This is a genomic window from Corallococcus sp. M7 (genome assembly GCF_054512695.1).
The window spans coordinates 7162023-7182634 of sequence record NZ_CM137252.1 but is presented as its reverse complement, the minus strand read 5'-3'; the positions used below and the strand labels follow the sequence as shown (position 1 = coordinate 7182634).

The 20612-nt window shown below is 71.3% G+C and carries 7 protein-coding genes; 1 reads left to right on the top strand and 6 read right to left on the bottom strand.

Annotated elements, in window-relative coordinates:
* Positions 1 to 9: 9 nt before the first annotated feature.
* On the top strand, positions 10 to 1551 hold the full coding sequence (locus tag ACX114_RS28660) for an adenylate/guanylate cyclase domain-containing protein (protein ID WP_459289693.1): 1542 nt from the start codon (positions 10 to 12) through the stop codon (positions 1549 to 1551).
* Positions 1552 to 1554: 3 nt separating this feature from the next.
* Here ACX114_RS28660 and ACX114_RS28655 read toward each other — a convergent pair whose 3' ends face one another.
* From ACX114_RS28655 to ACX114_RS28630, 6 genes are all read right to left on the bottom strand, one after another.
* Positions 1555 to 2235, bottom strand: a complete 681-nt coding sequence (locus ACX114_RS28655) for a Crp/Fnr family transcriptional regulator (RefSeq protein ID WP_459289691.1) — start codon at positions 2233 to 2235, stop codon at positions 1555 to 1557.
* A 419-nt stretch (positions 2236 to 2654) separates the two neighbouring features.
* Positions 2655 to 5093: a penicillin acylase family protein gene (locus ACX114_RS28650; RefSeq protein ID WP_459289689.1), complete on the bottom strand. Its 2439-nt coding sequence runs from the start codon at positions 5091 to 5093 to the stop codon at positions 2655 to 2657.
* Complete coding sequence (locus ACX114_RS28645; RefSeq protein ID WP_459289687.1) at positions 5090 to 6493, bottom strand: MFS transporter; 1404 nt, start codon at positions 6491 to 6493, stop codon at positions 5090 to 5092. The genes ACX114_RS28650 and ACX114_RS28645 overlap by 4 nt, the downstream gene beginning before the upstream one ends.
* Before the next feature lie 94 nt (positions 6494 to 6587).
* Positions 6588 to 11285: a type I polyketide synthase gene (locus tag ACX114_RS28640; RefSeq protein WP_459289685.1), complete on the bottom strand. Its 4698-nt coding sequence runs from the start codon at positions 11283 to 11285 to the stop codon at positions 6588 to 6590.
* A complete protein-coding gene (locus ACX114_RS28635) occupies positions 11278 to 14601 on the bottom strand; it encodes an amino acid adenylation domain-containing protein (RefSeq protein WP_459289683.1) in 3324 nt (1107 codons plus the stop codon). The genes ACX114_RS28640 and ACX114_RS28635 overlap by 8 nt, the downstream gene beginning before the upstream one ends.
* Positions 14602 to 14603: 2 nt before the next feature.
* On the bottom strand, positions 14604 to 20573 hold the full coding sequence (locus ACX114_RS28630; RefSeq protein ID WP_459289682.1) for a beta-ketoacyl synthase N-terminal-like domain-containing protein: 5970 nt from the start codon (positions 20571 to 20573) through the stop codon (positions 14604 to 14606).
* Positions 20574 to 20612: the final 39 nt, after the last annotated feature.

Below are 20612 nucleotides of genomic sequence, written 5' to 3'. Positions count from 1 at the left end.
CTCTAGCCCATGCGCGTCGTCCTCAATCCAGGCCAGGTGGATGAACGGGTGGTGATGCTCCCGGAGGGCACCACCACCATCGGCCGCACCGAGGAGAACGGCATCCGCGTGCCGCACCCCAGCCTGTCGCGGCGCCACGCGAGGCTGGAGCGCGCGGGCGGGCGCGTGGTGCTGGTGGACCTGGACAGCAAGAACGGCAGCTTCGTGGGGCCGCACCGCGTGTCGCGCCAGGAGCTGGGCCACGGCCAGTCCTTCCGCTGCGGCGAGGTGTGGTTCCGGCTGGTGTCCCTGGACACGCCGCTGCCGGACGGCTGGGTCCCGCTGCGCACGCAGCCCCTGGAGACGCGCTTCTCCGGCGGGCCCACCATGGAGGCGCTGCTCGACACGCGCTCGCCGGACCGCACCCGCGACAAGCTCCAGGTGCTCCTCAAGGTGGGCCAGATCCTCTCCTCCCCGGGGCCGGTGGACGGGCTCCTGGAGCGCGTGCTCCAACTCGTCTTTCAAATCTGGGCGGTGGACCGGGCGGCGGTGCTGCTGGTGGACCGCGACACGGGGACGCTGGAGCCGCGCGTGGCCCGGGGCGCGCAGGGTGGGGCGCTGCCGGAGCGCTTCTACAGCCAGCACATCGTGGACTACGTGCACTCGCGCGGCGTGGCGGCGCTCTTCACTGACGCGCAGGACGACGCGCGGCTCGTGGGCGCGGACTCCGTCTTCCGCCAGTCCATCCGCGCCTCGCTGTGCGTGCCCCTGCGCACGCGGGACACGGTGCTGGGCGTGCTGTACCTGGACAGTCTCAAGCAGGGCGGCCTCTTCACCGACGAGGACCTGGAGTTCCTCACCGCCTTCGCCAACCAGGCCGCCATCGCCCTGGACCACGCGCACCTGGCGCGGCGGCTGGAGGAGGAGGCGGTGCTGCGAAACGCCTACCAGCGCTTCTTCCCACCGGACGTCGTGCGCCAACTGAAGGCGCTGAGGGGCGTGCCGCTGGAGGTGCGCGAGGCGAACGTCACCATCCTCTTCTCCGACATCACCGGCTTCACCGCCATGTCCTCGCGCCTCAAGCCCCGGCAGGTGGTGGACATGCTCAACGCGTACTTCCCGGTGATGGCGGACGTCGTCTTCCGCCACGAGGGCACGCTGGAGAAGTACATCGGCGACGCGCTGATGGCCGTGTGGGGCGCCCCCTTCGCCCGGCCGGATGACGCGGACCGGGCCGTGCGCGCGGCCCTGGAGATGCAGCAGGCCCTGGCGGCCCTCAACGCCCGCTGGCGGGCGGAGGGCGCGCCGGAGATTCAAGTGCACATCGGGCTCAACTCCGGTCCGGTGGCCGCGGGCAACATCGGCTCGGAGCGCTACCTCCAATACGCCACCGTGGGAGACGCCACCAACGTCGCGGCCCGCGTGTGCGGCGTCGCGCGCCCGGGCGAGGTGCTCATTACCGAGGCCACGCGGGCGCTCCTGGACGCGGGCGCCTTCACGCTGGAGCCGCTGCCCCCGGTGAGGGTGAAGGGGCGCGAGGAGCCGCTGTCCCTCTTCCGCGTGCGCGGCTGACGGCTACTCCGCGTCCTGTCCCAGCCGCTCCGGCTGGAGGAGGACGATCTGCCCGCCCTCGAAGCTGAGCATCCCCTCGCGCACGTAGTAGCGCAGCCACTTGTTGACGCTCTCGCGGGTGACGCCGCACAGGTTGGCCAGCTCCGACTGCGTGAGCTTCGGCGTGATGACCAGCCCCTCGGGGGCCTGCTTCCCTTGTGTCTTCGCCAGCTCCAGCAGCACCCGCACCAGCCGGCTTCGCGCGTCCAGGAAGGCCGAGTCGTACACGAGCTGCGTCGTGCGCCGCACCAGCCGGCTCATGTTCGCCAGGAGCGCCAGGCTCACCTGCGGCCGCGTCTCCAGGTAGCGCCGGAAGTCGTCGCGCTGGAGCGTCAGCAGATGCGACTCCTCGCGCGCCAGCGCGTCCGTGGAGCGCATCTCGCCATCCAGCAGCGACAACTCTCCGAACGCGTCTCCCCGGTCCAGCAGCGCCAGGGTGATTTCACGCCCCTCGCTGGAGGAGAGCCGGATGGCCACCTGGCCGCGCCGGATGATGAACAGCGCGGTGCCCACGTCCCCTCGGTGGAAGATGACCTCCCCCCTCGCGAAGCGCCGGGGCTGGAGGAGCGACGACATGTTCTCCAGGTCCTCCCGGCCGAGGCTTTCGAACATGGGGATTTCGGCCAGCAGCTGCGCGTAGGACATGAGGGGAGGTCCATTCTGCCCGGAATCCCTGGATGCAGGTAGGGAAGCCTCCCATCCAGGTCCGGCGGACAAGTCCGGCGGGTGTGAACGCCTTCACACCGGGCTTGTGGGCCGCTTCACAGATCGAAACAGGGGGTCCCGGTACTGTTCCTTCATCGCAGCACGGGAAGCAGGGGGGCCCGCGCAGCAGCAACACGGTGAGTCAGGGAGTCGGGGGACTTCTTAGCTCACCGCGGCATGCGCGGGAAATGGGGGGGACCGCAGGGGCTGGCACATAGAAGGGGGAAGCGTCGAGTTTCTGAGGGGGAATTCGACGCGAATACGAGTGCCGGCTCCCGCTGGAGCCTGAACAGCAATGGAACCCGGGCCTGAAGGCCTGTCGCTCCGGGGGGAGTGACGGCCTTCAAGTCCGGGTTGTTTTATTTGGCCACCAGGGCCACCGCGGGCGTGAGCGTCAGCGTGGCCTCGCGGTGCTGCTCCACGGCCTGGCGCGTGTGGAGCATGGGGTGGAACTCCACCTTGCGGTTGAGCTCCATCAGGTCGTCGCGGTGCTTGTGGAACAGGTGTTCCGACTGCCCCGGCGAGTGGATGGACACCGAGCGGGACAGGTCCCCCAGGTCGACAATCATCCGCAGCGCGGTGCCGTGGACCACCTTGAACGGGTGGCTCCAGAGGAACGAGGCGCCGTCCACGGAGTAGTTGTCGCCCCGGGCCGGCACCGGGCGGCTGTTGAAGACGCGCCGGATGGGGCCGGGGATGGCGGGCCCGCCCAGCATCTGGTGCGCGTACGTGAGCTGGTGCACCTGGCCCCAGGCCCAGGCCTCCGGCTTCGGGCCGTAGGTCTTCGCGAGCCACGCGATGGCCACGCCCAGCGCCGAGCGGAGGATGTCGTCGCGCGTCTCCTTCTCCGGCGTCTTCGGGTCATCCCACCAGGCGCTGTCCGGCTGGGACATCAGGCCGATGACGAAGGGCATGTGCAGGCTGCCGTGCCGTTCGTACTGGCCCATCAGATATTCCTTCACCAGCGACGGCTCCAGCTTGTGCTGGAGCAGCTTGCGCAGCACCTCGATGTACCAGGCCTGGAACACCGTGGCGCCCACGGCCTCCGGCTCGAAGCGCAGGTCCCACGCCTTCAGCGCCTCCACCGCCTGCCGCTGGAGGTCGTCCGCCGGGAGCGCCGCCGCCAGGAAGTAGGGGCGCAGCGCCTCCGCGGGCAGCGAGTACGTCTGCGCCTGGATGTCCCGCATGGACTCCACGGTGTGCTGCGTGCCCGCTTCGATCAGGTCGGTGATGCGCCTGGCGCGGTAGCCCGGGAACCAGTTGTGCGCGATGAGGTGCGGGTAGTCGTCGGAGGTGATCTTGTTGTTCGCCGTGGCCGCGTAGCCGGCGGGCGGGTTGAAGGACGCGGGCAGCTCCTCGAAGGGGATGAAGCCCGTCCACTCGGATTCGCCCGTCCAGCCCGGCATGGGGATGAGGCCCTGGTGGCCCTGGCGGACGGGAATCTTCCCCGTGGCCTGGTAGCCGACGTTGCCGGCCGTGTCCGCGTACACGAAGTTCTGGCCCGGCCCCTCCCAGCACTTCATGGCGGCGCGGAAGGACTCCCAGTCGTTCGCCAGGTTGAGCTTCAGCACGGCGTTGATGAGCGGCTGGCATTCGCGGTGCGCCCACTTGAGCGCCAGGGGCTCGCTGTTCTTCAGGTCCTCCGCCATCACCTCGTTCATCAGCGGGCCGTGCCGGGTGCTCTTCACCTCCAGCACCACCGGGGCGCCGCCCTTGACGGGGATCTCCTCGCGGCGCACGTCCAGGTCGTGCCAGACGTCCTGGTAGAGGTACTTCTTCGGCGCCTTCGGGTCGTCCAGCTTCTCGATGTAGAAGTCCTGGGTGTCCGGCCCCAGGTTGGACATGCCCCAGGCCACCTTCCCATTGTGGCCGACAATCAGCATGGGCACGCCGGGCAGGGAGAAGCCCACGTGCTGGAAGCGGCCGCCGTGCAGGCCGTTCTCGTACCAGGTGGACGGCATGCTCAGCGGGATGTGCACGTCGTTGGCGAGCAGCGGCTGGCCGCTCTTCGTGCGCTGGCCGTGCACCACCCAGTTGTTGCTGCCGGAGACGATGTTGGGGTCGCCCAACACGTCGTCCACGCTGTCCAGGCCGGACATCGCCTTCACGTTCTTCAGGTCCGGCAGGCGCGCCTCCTTCGGGACGATGAGGGGCGTCTCCGGCGCGTTCTGCGGCAGGAGCGCGTTGGCCACCTCCTCACCCACCGCCGCCACCAGCCGCGCGCGGAAGAGCTCGATGCGGTGGTTGCCGCCCAGCATCAGCGCCAGCATGTTGCCGCGCGCCAGCGAGTCCACGGGCGTCCACGGCGCGGGCGCCGTGTTCATCACGGTGAACTCGTAGGGCAGCGGCTCCGCGGCGATGCGCGCGTTCATGCCCGCGCTGTAGGCCTCCAGGATGGCGCGCGCCTCCGGGTCCACCTGCGCCCAGGACTTCTCGGCCATATCGCGCAGGCCCATGGTGAGCAGGAACTTGTCCGCGCCCACGCCCATGGGACCCAGCAGGGTCGCGAGCCGGCCGTCCACCAGCCGGCGTCCCATCTCCAGTTGCCACAGCCGGTCCTGCCCATGCACGTAGCCCTGGGCGAAGAAGAGGTCGTGCTCGTCGTTGGCGAAGATGTGCGGCACGCCCCACGTGTCGCGCAGCACCTCCACCTTGCCGTGCAGGCCGGGCAGGGTGAGCGTGCCCTCCTCGCGCGTCCAGCGGCGGCGGGCGAGCCAGGGACCCACGCCGGGCGTGGCCACGGCCATGGCGGACGGCAACATGCGCAGCATGCGCAGAATCTGGGTGACGGCGCTCATGACGCGGAGGCTCCAGCAGTGGGGGCGTTGGGGGCGGCGGTGTCGTCAGGGGGAGCGGGCGGCGTGTCCGGGAGCGCGTCCGGCAGCTCCTTGTCCAGGTTGCGCAGGCGCGGGTTGAGCCACCCGGCCGCGACGTTCGTGAGCGTCAGCAGGCCCAGGACGATGAAGATGACGGCGATGCCGCGCCCCGGGCCCACGCCCAGCAGGCGGCCCATGGTGCTGGCGAGCGCGCCTCCCTCGCGCATGGCCGGCTCGAAGATGTCATCCGCGAGCGGCCCCGCGATGAGGCTGGCGAGCGGCGACACGCAGAGGATGATCATCCGCTTCACGGCGGCGGCGCGGCCCTGGAGGTCGGCGGGAATCTTGCGCTGCCAGATGGACTGGATGCCCGCCATCACGGGCGGCATGGTGAACAGGTAGAGCGCGGCGGCGGTGGCGACCAGCGGCACGCTGGGTGACGGCGCGGCCATGAAGAGCACCACGCCCGAAAACGCATGGAAGCCGAGGATGCCGTACAGCGGGTTCTTGGCGCCGCCCCACACGCCCATGCCGATGCCGCCCAAGAGCGCGCCCACGCCCGCGATGGACGCGATGCGGCCCAGCGTGGAGATGTCCGTGAAGGCGAGCACCAGGGGGGTGATGAGCAGCACCACCAGGTCCATGCACAGCACGGCCACGCCGGTGAAGGCCATCAGGGACAAAAGCCCCTTGCGCGCGCTGATGAAGCTCCAGCCCTGCTTCATCTCCGCGAGCAGCGACCCCTTGCCCTGCTGGCCCGCCTCGGAGGCGATGGGCCTGGGGAAGCGGACCATCAGCAGGGTGGTGACGGCGATGAGGAAGCTGCAGACGTCCACCGTCAGCACGCCCTTCAGGCCCACGCTGTCGATGAGCGCTCCCGCGATGATGGGGGAGAGGATCTGGCTGGCGCCGCTGGCCACCTCCGCCATGGCGTTGGCGCGGCCCAGGTGCTGCTTGGGCACGATGAGCGTCACCGTGGCGAAGAAGGCCGGCCAGCGGAAGGCGCCGAAGCACGCGCCCAGGGAGACGGGCAGATAGAAGTGCCAGGTCTCCAGCTTGAACAACCCCCGTTCGCTGGCCAGCAACATGCTGAAGATGAGCAGCGTGGTGAAGCCGTTGCCCAGGTCCGCCAGCAGCATGGCGCGGCGGCGGTCCCAGCGGTCGATGAGCGTCCCCGCGATGGGGGACAGCACCACCATGGGTGCCAGCGCGAAGAAGGACAGCAGCGCGAACTGCGTGGTGGAGCGCGTGTCGAGGAACACCTTCGCGCCCACGCCGAAGGACGTGAGACCGGAGCCGAGGATCGAGATGAGCTGGCCGAACCAGGTGATCCAGAAGACCCGCATGGGCTGGGTGATGGTCAGGCGTTGCGAGAGGCTCATTCCACGTCTCTTTCTCCTGGGGGGCAGGAGGGTCAAGGGCCCGCGCACCGTACTACGGGAGTGCGCGCGGGCCCGGCGTTCCAAAGGGGGGATTTCAGCTCTGCTCCAGCTCCGCGAGCATGGCTTCCAGGGCTTCGGGGTCGAGCTGACTGGCGCTCGCCTCCACGATGGCCACCGTCATCACCTCCACGGTGGGGGACTCGAAGAGGGCGCGCATGGACAGCTCGACCTGGAAGGCCTCGCGGATGCGCGACAGCAGCTGCACGCCCAGCAGCGAGTGGCCGCCCAGCTCGAAGAAGTTGTCGGTGATGCCCACCGACTCCACGCCCAGCAGGTCCTGCCAGAGCGCGGCGACCTTCTCCTCGGTCTCGTCGCGCGGAGCGACGAAGGCATTGGCCAGCGGAGGACGCGGGTGCTTGCCGCTGCCGCTTCCGCCCGCGCGGGAGGTGGAGGCACCGTCGCGAGCCACCTGACGCCGCGCCTCCAGCGACCCGAGTGACGCGAGGAAGCGTCCACCGGTGGGCTGGGTGAGCAGCGCGCGCAGGAGGCGGAAGCCCTCGGCGGGAGGGATGACGGCGTCGGGCCGGAAGCCCTCGCCCACGCCCCACACGTCCCAATCCACGGTGTACCAGCGGGTGCCGCCCAGCCGGGCCTGACGTGCCGCCACCGCGTCCATGCCGGCGTGCGCCGCCGCCACCGCGCTGACGGCCATGCCGCCCAGCACCACGGTGAGGGAGGACTGCACCACGACGAAGTCCGGCTGCCGCGACGCCAGCGCCTCCGCCAACTGCGTGAGGCCTCCGAAGCGGCCGGACAGCAGCGGGGTGGTGGCCTCCGGCGTGGCCTCGGCCACGGAGATGCGGGTGGCCATGCCGCCGTCGCCCGCCGCGTAGAAGACGCCGTCGATGCGGCCGAACTTCGCCTCCGCGACCTGGATCGCCTTGTCGAGCTGACCGGGCACGCCCGCGTCCGCGCGAAGCGCCAGGACCTGTGCGCCAGAGCGCTCCAGCGCGCGCATGCGGTCGATGGCCTTGGACGTCGCGTCCTGCGCGTCATGGCCCGCGCGCCACGCGTCCCATTCCCCGGGAGCGGGGAGCGTGCGGCGCGACAGCAGCACGAGCTTCGGCTTCACCGCCTGCGTGAGCTGCTCCGCGAGCGCGAGGCCCACGCGGCCCAGGCCGCCGACGATGACATAGACCCCGCCGTCCTTGAGGCCGGCCTGCGAGGAGGCACCGGCCGTGGACGAGCCCTGTGCCGAGCTGCCGGTCGTGGCCGCGGATGCCCCGGACGTGGTGCTGGTGGCCGAGCCTGGCGCAGTGGCACCGGATGCGGCGCTGGTGGCCGCTCCCTGCGCCGGGGTGCTGTGTGGATCCGAGGAGCCCGCGCTCGCGGAGGTCGGGATGTCGATGGGCTCGAATGCCTCGACGTGGCGGTACGGACCGCGCAGCGCGACCACGGGGTCCTTGCCAGTGGCCAGCTCCGTCACCAGCCGCTCCAGCCACGGGCCGGACGCGGACTCCTCCGGCGCGGGCCAGGTGACGTCGACGGCGCGCACGGTGAGGCCGGGGTACTCCTGCGGCAGCACGCGCCTGGCACCGACCGCGGCCGCCTGCCAGGGCAGCAGCGGCTCCTCGCCCGTGACGTCCTGGGCGCCGGTGGTCACCACGTCCAGGGTTACGGCCGTCTTCGCCGCGCCCGGGCCCACGGCCTTCGCCAGCGCGAGCAGCCCGTGGAACGACGCCGCGAGCCCCGACTCCAGGTCGCGCGGCTCCTTCACCAGCGGCCACAGGTACGCGATGTGCGCGGGCGTCCAGTCCTCGCCGCTCAGGCGCTCCAGGTGCTCGCCCAGCGCGTCCGGGGACGATGGATCCACGGCGAAGCGCTTCGTCACCGGATCCGACGCGCCCTGTCCCGCGACGAGCGACACCACGTCCGCGCCCGCCTGGCGCAGCCGCTCCGACACTCGCGCGGCCACCGGCGTGTCCGCCTCCAGCACCAGCCAACGCTGGCCGGAGAGCGACGGCACCCGCGGCGAGGCGCGCGTGCGCGGCCACGCGGGGACGGTCAGCTCCACGCCCTGCGCCGTCGCGGTCCGAGCGGCGGCGGCGCGAGGCATCGCGGGCGGCGGACCCTTGAGCAGGTCGTAGCGCTCGCGCTGGAAGGGGTAGGCGGGCAGGGGGATGCGGCGGCGGGACTCGCCCTTGTAGACGCGGCCCGCGGTCGTCTTCGCGCCCGCGAGCCACAGCTTCGCGAACGCATCCGCTGCGTGCGTGAGCGCGTCCTGTTGGGCGTCGCGCGGCGCGGGCAGCGTCGTGAGGATGGCCGGGAAGGTGCCTTCCTGGGCGTTGCGGCGCACCAGCGTGGCCAGCGCGTTGCCGGGACCGACCTCCAGGAAGACGTGCTCCGGGTCGTTCAACAACAGCGTCGCCGAGTCCTGGAAGCGCACGGCGTCGCGCAGATGGCGCGCCCAGTACGCCGGGCTCACCGCGTCCTCGCGGGTCACCCAGGTGCCGGTGACGTTGGACAGGTAGAGGTCCTTCGGCTCCTTGCGCGCGACCTTCGCCACCGCCTGGCGGAACTCCTCCACGATGGGGTCCATCATGTGGGAGTGGAACGCGTGCGACGTGTGCAGCCGCGACACCTCCACCTTCTGGGCCTCCAGCTTCGCCTGGAGCGCGTCCACCGCGTCGGTGGGACCCGCCACGACGGTGAATCCCGGCGCGTTCACGGCCGCCACGGAGATGCGCGCGTCCATCAACGGCGCCAGCGCCTCCGGCGTCATCCGCACGGACAGCATGGAGCCCGAAGGCAGCGACTGCATCAGCCGGCCGCGCGTGGCCACCAGCGCCAGCGCGTCGTCCAGGCTGAACACGCCCGACAGGCACGCGGCCACGTACTCACCGATGCTGTGGCCCACCATCGCCTGCGGCGTCACGCCCCAGGACGCCCACAGCTTCGCCAGCGCGTACTCGATGACGAACAGCGCGGGCTGCGTGAGCGACGTCTGCTTGAGCTGCTCCGTCGCCTTCTCGCGCCCGTCCGCGGGCGGATAGAGCACGGTGCGCAGGTCCAGGCCCAGGTGGGCCTTCAGCTTCTCCGCGCAGGCATCCACCTCCGCGCGGAAGGCGGGCTCCTGCTCGTAGAGGCCCCGGCCCATGTCCACGTACTGCGAACCCTGGCCGGAGAAGAGGAACACCACCGGCCGGCGCGTGTTGGTGCCGGAGCCGCCCAACAACCGCCGAGCGTCCCGCAGCGCCGCCTTCGCGTCCGCGACGTCCTTCACCACCACCGCGCGCCGGTGCTCGTGCGCGTGGCGGCCCACCTGGAGCGTGTAGGCCACGTCCGCCAGGGCCACGTTGGGGTTCGCGTCCAGGTGCGCGGCCAGCCGCTCCGTCGCCGCGTCCAGCGCCGCGGGCGTGCGGGCGGACAGGGGCAGCACGTGCCACGCGCGCTTGGACGGCGCGGGGGCGGCGGCCTTCGGGGCCTCCTCCAGGATGACGTGCGTGTTGGTGCCGCCGATGCCGAAGGCGCTCACGCCCGCGCGGCGAGGTCCGTTCGCGGACGTCCACGGCCGGGGCTGCGATGGCACGAAGAAGGGGCCCGCGTCGAAGTCGATGACGGGGTTGGGCTTCTCGAAGTGGGGGCTCGCGGGAATCTCACCGTGCTCCATGGCGAGCACCGTCTTCACCACGCCCGCGATGCCGGCCGCCGCGTCCAGGTGGCCAATGGCCGCCTTGAGCGAGCCCAGCGCCACGCGCTTCTGGCCCGTCTCCTTGCCGCCGAAGGCCTGGTTGAGCGCGGCCACTTCAATCGGGTCGCCCAGCGGGGTGCCCGTCGCGTGGGCCTCCACGTACTGGATGTCGTCCGGCGTGACGCCGGAGATGGCGAGCGCCTCCGCGATGACCGCGGCCTGGCCCTCCACGCTGGGCGCGGTGAAGCCCACCTTGCCCGCGCCGTCGTTGTTCACCGCCGTGCCCAGGAGCACGCCGTGGATGGTGTCGCCGTCCTTCAGCGCGTCAGACAGGCGCTTGAGCACGACCACCGCCGCGCCCGCGCCGCGCACCGTGCCGTTGGCCTTCGCGTCGAACGCGCGGCAGTAGCCGTCCGGCGAGAAGATCATCCCCTCCTGATAGAGGTAGCCCGCCGTCTGCGGGAAGGACACGGACGAGCCGCCCGCGAGCGCCATGTCGCTCTCGCCGGACAGCAGGCTCTGGCACGCTAGGTGGAGCGCCACCAGCGAGCTGGAGCACGCCGTCTGCACGGTCGCCGCGGGGCCGCGCAGGCCCAGCCGGTGGGACACGCGCGTGGCCACGTAGTCCTTGTCGTTGGCCAGCATCACGCCGAACGAACCGGCTGCGTCCATCAGGTCCGGCTGCCGCATCAGCGCGCGCAGCAGGTACGAGCTCAGGCTCACGCTCGCGTAGACGGCCACCGCGCCCTTGAAGCGGCCCGGGTCGTAGCCGGCGTTGTCCAGCGACTCCCACGCGCACTCCATGAAGATGCGCTGCTGGGGGTCCATCAGCTCCGCCTCGCGCGGGCTGTAGCCGAAGAGGCCCGCGTCGAACTCCGTGGCGCCCTCCAGCACGTAGCTGGAGCGCACCCACTGCGGATGGGCGCGCAGGGCCTGGGGAACGCCCGCGTCATCCAGCTCCGCGTCCGTGGGCACGCGGCGCGCGTCGCCGCCGCGCCGGAGCATCTCCCAGAAGCCCTCCAGCGTCCGCGCACCCGGGAAGCGGCCCGACAGGCCGACGATCGCGATGCGCTCCTCGCCACCACCCACTGCGTCACTCATCCGCGTCTCCATCCGTTTCCACCCGACCGCGCGAGGCCCCCGCGCGGCGGTTGACCGTGCGTCGCGCCTCTGCACGGGAGCGGCCCGCCTGCGCCGCGTCCTCCGAGGGCGTGTCCTCCCGGCGCGACAGCCGCGCCGCCAGTGCCCGCACGGTGGGGTACTGGAAGAGGTCCGTGAGCGCCAGCGTCACGCCGAGCTCCGCCGTCAACCGGCGGTGGAGCTGGAGCGCGAGCAGCGAGTTGCCACCCAGTTCGAAGAAGGGGTCGTCCAGGCCCACCCGCTCCACGTGGAGCAGGTCCTTCCAGGCCTGGGCGATCTGCTGCTCGATGGCCGTCCCCGGCGCCACGAAGGGCCGCGACGGATCCGCGCCACCGGCCTCCGGCGCGGGCAGTGCCTTGCGGTCCGCCTTGCCGTTGGGGCTGAGTGGCATGCGCTCCAGCACCACGATGTTGGACGGCACCATGTACTCGGGCAGCCGCTCCAGCAGGTACGTGCGCAGCGCCGCGCCCTCCGGCTTCGCGTCCTTGCCGGTGACGTAGGCCACCAGCCGCTTCTGGCCCGGCCGGTCCTCGCGCGCGAGCACCACCGCCTGGCGCACCGTGGGGTGCTTCTCCAGCGAGGATTCAATCTCGCCCAGCTCGATGCGCAGGCCGCGGATCTTCACCTGGAAGTCCGCGCGGCCCAGGTACTCGATCTCGCCGTCCGGCAGCCACCGCGCCACGTCGCCCGTGCGGTACATGCGCGCGCCCGGCACCGTCGCGTACGGATCCGGGATGAAGCGCTCGGCCGTCAGCGAGGGCCGGGCCAGATAGCCGCGCCCCACCTGCACGCCGCCGATGTACAGCTCGCCCGCGGCGCCCTGGGGCACCGGCTGGAGCTCCGCGTCCAGGATGCGGATTTGCGTGTTGTCCACCGGCCGGCCAATGGGCACGGAGCGGCGGCCGTCATTGGCCTTGCACGCGTGGAACGTCACGTCCACCGCGGCCTCGGTGGGGCCGTAGAGGTTGTGCAGCCCCGCGCCGGGCAGCGTGCGCAGGCAGAGTTCCTTCAGCTCCAGGGGCAGCGCTTCACCGCTGCACACCACGCGCTTCAGCGACGTGCACTCCGCCACGCCCGGCTCGTCCAGGAAGGCCTGGAGCATGGACGGCACGAAGTGCAGCGTGGTGACGGACGCGGAGGAGATGAGCGCCTTGAGGTATCCCGGATCCTGGTGCCCGCCGGGCTTCGCGACCACCAGCTTCGCGCCCGTCATCAGCGGCCAGAAGAACTCCCAGACGGACACGTCGAAGCTGAACGGCGTCTTCTGGAGCACCACGTCCTGGGACGTGAGCCGGTAGGCGGACTGCATCCACAGCAGGCGGTTCACCACCGGGCCATGCGCGTTCATCGCGCCCTTGGGGCGGCCCGTGCTGCCGGACGTGAAGATGATGTACGCCAGCGAGTCCGGCGTCGCCGTGGGCGCGGGCGCGGTGGTGGGTTCGCGGGCAATCTCCTCCCAGCCCGTGTCCAGCTTCACCACCTTCGCGTCCGACGCCGGCAATCGCGCCAGCAGCCGCTCCTGCACCAGGAGCACCGGCGGACGCGCGTCCTCCAGCATCCAGCCCAGGCGCTCCTGCGGGTAGCCCGGATCCAGCGGCACGTAGGCGCCGCCCGCCTTCAGCGTGCCCAGCAGGCCTACCACCATCTCCAGCGAGCGCTCCACGCACAGGCCCACGCGGACTTCCGGTCCCACGCCGTGCTTGCGCAGCGCGTGCGCCAGTTGGTTCGCGCGGGCATCCAGCTCGCGGTAGGTGAGGCGGCTGCCCTCGAACTCCAGGGCGACCGCGTCCGGCGTGCGCGCCACCTGCGCCTCGATGAGCGACGTGAGCGTCGCGTCCTTCGGGTGCGTGACGGCGGTGTCGTTCCAGCCGTGCATCACGCGCTGGCGCTCGGCGTCCGGCAGGAGCGGCAGGCGGGAGATGGGCACGTCCGGCTGCGCGACGATGCCTTCGAGCAGCGTCAGGTAGTGGCCCAGCAGGCGCTCCGCGGTGGAGCGCTCGAAGAGGTCGGTGCTGTACTCGGCGGTGACGCGCAGGCCCTGCGGCAGGTCCACCAGCAGGAGCGACAGGTCGTACTTCGTCGTGCCGGTGTCCACCGGCTTCGCCTCCATCACCACGCCCGGGGCCTCCAGGGCCGGCATGGGCGCGTTCTGCAGGACGAACATCACCTGGAAGATGGGCGAGTGGCTGAGGTGCCGCTCCGGCTTGAGCGCGTCCACCAGCCGCTCGAAGGGGATGTCCTGGTGCGCGTACGCATCCAGCGTGGACTCGTGCACGCGGTTCAGCAGCTCCTTGAACGTGGGCTTGCCGGACAGGTCCGAGCGCAGCGCCAGCATGTTCACGAACAGGCCGATGAGCCCCTCCACCTCCGCGCGCGGACGGCCCGCGATGGGCGTGCCCACCACGATGTCGTCCTGCCCGGTGTAGCGGGACAAGAGCACGTTGAACGCGGACAAGAGCGTGACGAAGAGCGTGCGGCCCTCGCGCTGGCCCAGCGCCTTGAGCGCCTGGGTGAGGGCGGGGGACAGGTGCATCACCTGCCGCTCGCCCTTGGAGCTCATCAGCGCCGGACGCGGCTTGTCCTGCGGCAGCTCCAGCAGCGCGTTGGGGTTGAGGCGGTTCTTCCAGTAGGTGAGCTGGCGCTCCAGCTCCGCGCCCTGGAGCCACTCCTTCTGCCACGCCGCCCAGTCCGCGTACTGAAGGGGCAGGGGCTTGAGCGGCGAGGGCTGGCCCTCCAGGCAGGCTCGATAGAGCACGGCCAGCTCGTGCACGAGCACGCCCATGGACCAGCCGTCGGAGACGATGTGGTGCTGATCAATCAGCAGCACCTGCTCTCCGTTGCCCAGGAGCATCAGCACCGCGCGCAAGAGCGGGCCCTGCTCCAGGCTGAACGGCTGCTGCGCGAGCGTCACCACGCGCCGCTGGGCTTCGGCCTCGCGCTCCGTCACCGGCAGCCCCTGGAGGTCCATCACCTCCAGCGGCACCTCGCCCGTGGCGGCGATGACCTGCGCGGCGCCGCCTTCACGCTCCTGGAAGGTGGTCCGCAGCGTGTCGTGCCGCTCCACCAGCAGGGCCAGGGCGCGGCGCAGCGCGTCCGTGTCCACGGTGCCTGTCAGGCGCACCGCGGTGGGCATGTGGAAGGCCGCGCTGCCGGGGCTCCACTTGTCCAGGAACCACATCCGCTCCTGCGCGAAGGACAGGGGCGCCTGCTTCGAGGCTGGGCGCGACTTGTCCTTCAGGAGCTGGGCCAGGCGTGCTCGCTTCTCTTCGGGCGTCATGTTCAGGCCGCGTCCTCGCTGCTGCTGCTTCCACCGTCACCGCCGCCCGCGTCTTCCAGCACCGCGAGCAGCTCCGCCACCTGTTCGTCCGACAGTTGGTCCATGTTCTCCAGCAGCTTCTCCGCTTCGGCCGCCGTGACCTTCTGCTTCGCGGCGGGCGTGGCCACCGGCTGCGCGGCCACCAGGGGCTGCGTGGGCGTGGCGCCCTCCACGGAGTAGCCCAGCCGCTCGATCACCGCGTGGGTCGAGGCGTCGAAGGGGCGGGGCCACTTGATGCGCTTCCAGGACTCGCCCATCTTCTTCTCGATGCCCTGGTGCTGGAGGATGTTCGGGTCGCCCAGGCCGCCCATCATGCGGTCCTTCTTGCCGTCGTACGGCTGGACCATGCGCTCGTCGAACTCGAGCCCCAGGAAGTGGGCCACGCCGGTCATCACCTTCGTGGGGTCCGCGACCAGGTCCTCGTAGCGCACCCAGTGGCAGCGGTCCTTCCCGATGCCGTCGAAGAAGTTGAGCAGGTTCCGGTTGGACAGGGCCCACACCGTCTCCGCCACCACGTAGGGGTCCACGTCCGCGTCGCCGAAGAGGCCGGCGGCGAAGAGGCGGTCGAAGCGCATCCGGAGGATGGACTCCATCACCGGGAGCGGGTGGCGGTAGAGGTAGATGTACTTGTTGCCCTCGAACATCCGCTCCGCGCGCTCCAGCGTCTCCACGTCCATGGCGTACGTGGGCGTCTTGTCCACGAGCAGCCGGGGCGAGGACTTCTCCTGGAGGCGGCGGTAGACGTCCTGCGCGGACACGTCCTCCGCGACCAGCCGGTCCACCAGCGCGGCGCCGGCGGGCGAGTCCAGCTTCTCCAGCTCCATGAGCGCCCACTGCAGGCCGCCCGTGGTCCACTCCATCTCGGAGCCGAAGCCGATGTTCTCGCGCCACTCGCGCATGCCCTCGAAGAAGAGCAGGTTCACTTCCGGCGGGCAGAACAGCCGCGGGTGTCCCGCGAGCATCACGCGGAACAGCGTGGAGCCCGCGCGCGGGCTGGAGTGCACGAACACCATGGGCGGGTTCTTCTTCGCCGTGTTGGTGCGCTGCACGCCGGACGTCTGGGCGCGGTAGGGCTTCAGCGGGTACGCGGACAGCGGCTTGTTCTCCGCGAAGCGCTGCGGGTCCTGGAGTCGGTCCATCTCCACCAGCAGGTACTTGGACAGCTCCGGGATGGACGGGTGCGCCTGCACCTCGTGGGGGTAGAGCTGGAACTTGAAGTCCTGCCGCAGGTCGTACTCCAGCTCCGCGCCCAGCGCGTGCAGGTCGTAGCCCTTGAGGCTGCCGTCGGCGGGCAGCTTGTCCAGCGGGATGCGCAGGCCTTCCGAGATGTGGTGGCGCAGGTACTCGGTGAGCAGGGCGGGGCGCTCGGTGGGGAACGCGGTGCGCAGGCGCTCCGCGATGGGCTTCTCCGTGGAGGCCGCGCGCTTGCCCAGCTCCTGCTCCACGCGCCCGGCGACGCCCGCGACGGTGGGCGTCTCGAAGAGGCCGCGCAGCGACAGGTCCACCTTCAGCACCGCGTGGATGTGGTTGCGCAGCTGCGTGGCCAAGAGCGAGTGGCCGCCCAGCTCGAAGAAGTTGTCGTTGATGCCGATGCCGTCGATGCCCAGCACCTGCTCCCAGATGCCCGCGACGGTCTTCTCCAGCTCCGTGCGAGGCGCGGCGTAGGGCGTGAGGATGGAGGGGCGCGCGTGCTTGTTGCCCTTCGCCGCGTCCTTCTTGCCCTTCTCCGTCTTCGCGGGACGCGGGCCCTGACGGCGGCGCGCGGCCAGGTCACCGGTGGAGACCGCGAGCCGGCCGCTCTCGCCGTGCGACAGCGCGCGGCGCAGCGCCTCCAGGCCTTCGGCGGGCTGGATGGCGAACTGGGCCAGCGTGGGGGACAGCTCCGCCATGGCCTGCGCGTCCGCGAACTGCCACGCGTCCCAGTCCACGCTCAGCCACGGGTAGGCGAAGCCCTCCGTGCGCGCTTCCGCGAACGCGTCCATGAAGGCGCTGGCGGAGGCCTGCGCCACCTGGCCCAGGCCGCCCAGCACGGACGACAGGGAGGACACGAGGAGGCAGAACGCGGGGCCTTCCTTCGGGAGCACCTCTTCCAGCACGCGCACGCCGTGCACCTGCGGGCGGAAGTGCCAGGCGCACTCGTCCGGGCCCGTCTCCGCGATGGTGCCCAGCGTGGCGCCCTGCATGCCGCCCGCCGCGTGGATGACGCCGTCGACGCGGCCGAAGCGCGCCACCGCCGCGTCCACCACGCCGCGCATGGACTCCACGTCGGTGAGGGACGCGGGCAGCACCAGCATCTCCACGCCCGTGCGCTCCAGGGCCAGCGCGCGCTGGATGCGGCGGGACACCGCGTCCTGCACGCCGTGCTTCTCCACCCATGCCGTCCACTGGCCGCGGCTGGGGAAGTCCGGCGTCTCCACCAGCGTCAGCTTCGCGTGGTGCACCGTGGCCAGCTCGGACGCCAGCGCATGGCCGATGCCGGTGAGGCCGTCCGTGATGAGGTACGCGCCGCCGTCGCGCAGCACCTCCGCGCCGGCCGCCTCCAGGCGCACGGGCTCGAAGGTCTGCACCCAGCGCTGGCGGCCACGCAGGGCCACCACCGCGTCACGCGGTTCGGCATTCAGCTCCGCGGCCAACCGGTTCGCGACCGCGCCCACGTCGCCGGGCACCACGTCCACGAAGCGGCAGGAGAGGTTCGGGTACTCCTGCGGCAGCACGCGCGTGGGGCCCACCAGCAGCGCCTGCTCCGGCAGCTGCGCGTCCGCCTGCTCCACGCGGGCGGAGCGGCTGGTCACCACGGACCAGGTGAGCGGCTCGATGTGGCCCGTGTCGCCCAGGGCGCGGGCGAGGAACAGCTGACTGTGGAAGCCCAGGTCCAGCGCCTTCTCCTGGGGCGCCGGCTCGCGCGACAGGCTCCACAGGTGCACCACGTTGGAGAACGCGCGGCCCTGCTTCTTCAGCGCCTCCAGCACGGCGCAGTAGTCCTCGCGGCGCGCCGGATCCACCGTGAAGGTGCCGTCCGGGCGCTGCTCGAAGCGCGCGCCGGGGACGACGCGGAAGACGTCGCCGTTCAGCTTCGGCGCCAGGGCCTCCGCCACGCCGGTGTCATCCGCGAGCACCAGCCAGCCCGCGCCCGCCGCGTCCTTCGCCTTGGGCAGCGGGGACAGCTTCCACGACGGCGCGTAGAACCAGTCCGCCACGTCCGGGCGCTTCGCCAGCGACGCGGGCGCGTCCGCGCGGGCGCCACCGCCCAGCGGCTTCGCGTCGATCCAGTAGCGCTCGCGCTGGAAGGGGTAGGTGGGCAGTGGCACGCGGCGGCGCTGCTCGTTGGCCGCGAAGCCCTTCCAGTCCACCGTCACGCCGTTGAGCCACAGCCGGCCCAGCGCGCCCAGGAGCACCTGGAGGTCCGGCGCTTGCTCACGCGGGTGGCGCGTGGAGGAGATGATCACGCGGGCTTCCGCGCCCGGCTGCTGCTTCGCCAGCGTGGCGAGCACCGTGCCGGGGCCCACCTCCAGCAGCGCCGCCTGCGGCCACTTGCGGGACAGCTCCTGGAGGCCCGCGGAGAAGCGCACGGCCTGCCGCAGGTGCGTGGCCCAGTAGCCCGGGTCCGTCGCCTGCGCCGCTTCAATCCAGGTGCCCGTCACGTTGGACAGGAAGGGCAGGCCAGGCGCGTTGAGCTTCACCTGACGCACGCGCGCGGTGAAGGTCGCGAGGATGGGGTCCATCATCGCGGAGTGGAACGCGTGCGACGTGTGCAGCCGCGACACCTCCACGCCCTGCGCCTCCAGCTTCGCCTGGAGCGCGTCCACCGCGTCGGTGGGGCCCGCGACCACGGTGAAGCCCGGCGCGTTCACCGCCGCCACGCTGATGTCCGCGGGCAGCAGCGGCTTGAGCGCGGACTCCTCCAGCTTCGCGGACAGCATGGCGCCGGAAGGCAGCCCCTGCATCAGCTTGCCGCGCGCGGCCACCAGCGCCAGCGCGTCGTCCAGGGTGAACACGCCCGCGAGGCACGCGGCCACGTACTCACCGATGCTGTGTCCCAGCATCGCGGAGGGCTTCACGCCCCAGGCCATCCACAGCTTCGCCAGCGCGTACTCCACGGCGAAGAGCGCGGGCTGCGTCAGCTCCGTGCGCGTCAGCGCCTGCGTCGCCGCTTCCGCCTTGGAGGCCTCCGGAAAGAGGACCGTGCGCAGGTCCAGGCCCAGGTGCGACGTCAGCTTGTCCGCGCATGCATCCAGGTGCCGCTTGAAGGTCGGCTCGGACGCGTACAGGTCGCGCGCCATGCCCACGTACTGCGAGCCCTGACCGGGGAACAGGAAGGCCACCGGCCGCTCGTGCACGTCCGGCGCGTGCGTCCACTGGCGGGGGCTGTTCTCCACCTCCAGCGCGGCGAGCGCGTCATCGCGGTCGCGGCATACCAGCACGCGCCGCTTCGCCATGGCCTGACGGCCCGTCTGGAGCGTGAAGGCCACGTCCGCCAGCGCCTGCGCGGGGTGCGCCTTCAGGTGCGCGGCCAGGTTCTTCGTCGCCGCGTCCAGCGCCGCGTCGCTCTTCGCGGACAGCACCAGCAACTGTGCCGGACGGGACGCGCCGGACGGCGGAAGGGCCGGGGCCTCCTCCAGCACGACGTGCGCGTTGGTGCCGCCCACACCGAAGGAACTCACGCCCGCGCGGCGCGGGTGCTTGGGGTTCGCCTGCCAGTCGGCGAGCTTCGTGTTGACGAAGAACGGACCGCCCGCGAACGGAATCTCCGGGTTCACCTCCGTCACGTGGAGGCTGGGCGGAATCTGCCGGTTCTCCAGCGTCATCACCGCCTTGATGAGGCTGGACACGCCGGCCGCGTTGGCCAGGTGGCCGATGTTGCTCTTGAGCGAGCCCACCGGAATCCTGGGCGGGTTCGCCTTCGCCGCCGCCGAGCGGAACTTGAACGCCTTGTTGAGCGCGCGCACCTCGATGGGGTCGCCCATCTTCGTGCCGGTGCCGTGCGCCTCCAGGTAGCCGATGGTCTCCGGCGCCACGCCCGCCGCGCCCAGGGCCTCGGTGATGACGGTGGCCTGGCCCTCCACGCTGGGGGCGGTGAAGCCCACCTTCAGCGCGCCGTCGTTGTTGATGGCGCTGCCCTTGATGATGGCGTGGATGTGGTCGCCGTCTTCGATGGCGTCCGCCAGCCGCTTGAGCACCACCACGCCCACGCCGCTGCCGAACACCGTGCCCTCCGCCTTCGCGTCGAACGCGCGGCAGTGGCCGTCCGGGGACACGATGCCGCCGGGCACGAAGGGGTAGCCCTCCGGGTGCTTCACGTGCACGGACACGCCACCGGCCAGGGCCAGGTCGCACTCTTCATTCAAGAGGCTCTGGCAGGCCGCGTGCGTGGCCACGAGCGACGTGGAGCACGCGCTGGTGATGGAGTAGCTGGGGCCGCGCAGGTTGAGCTTGTACGCGACGCGGGTGGCCAGGAAGTCGCCACCGTTGTTCACGTCCACCTGCACCTGGTCCATGCCGCTCAACTGGTCGAAGTTGGGGACCAGGTGGAACACCAGGTACGTGTTGGTGGCCGCGCCCGCGAACACGCCGATGGAGCCGTCGAAGCCCTCCGGCGTGTGGCCCGCCTTCTCCAGCGCCTCCCACGCGCACTCCAGGAAGACGCGATGCTGCGGATCCATCAGCTCCGCCTCGCGGGGTGTGAAGCCGAAGAAGCCCGCGTCGAACAGCTCCATGCCGGCCAATGCGGCGCTGGCCTTCACGTGGCGCGGGTCCTTGCGCAGGACGGGGTCCACGCCCAGCTTCTCCAGCTCCGCGTCGGGGACGGGCTGGATGGACTCCACGCCATCGCGCAGGTTCTTCCAGAAGGAGTCCAGGTCGGGAGCGCCGGGGAAACGTCCGGCCATGCCGACAATGGCGATGGCCTGCGCGTCGATGTTCGATTCAGCGGACATGGGGTTGCTCGGGCGGCGAAAGGTGGGGGGAGGGGACGG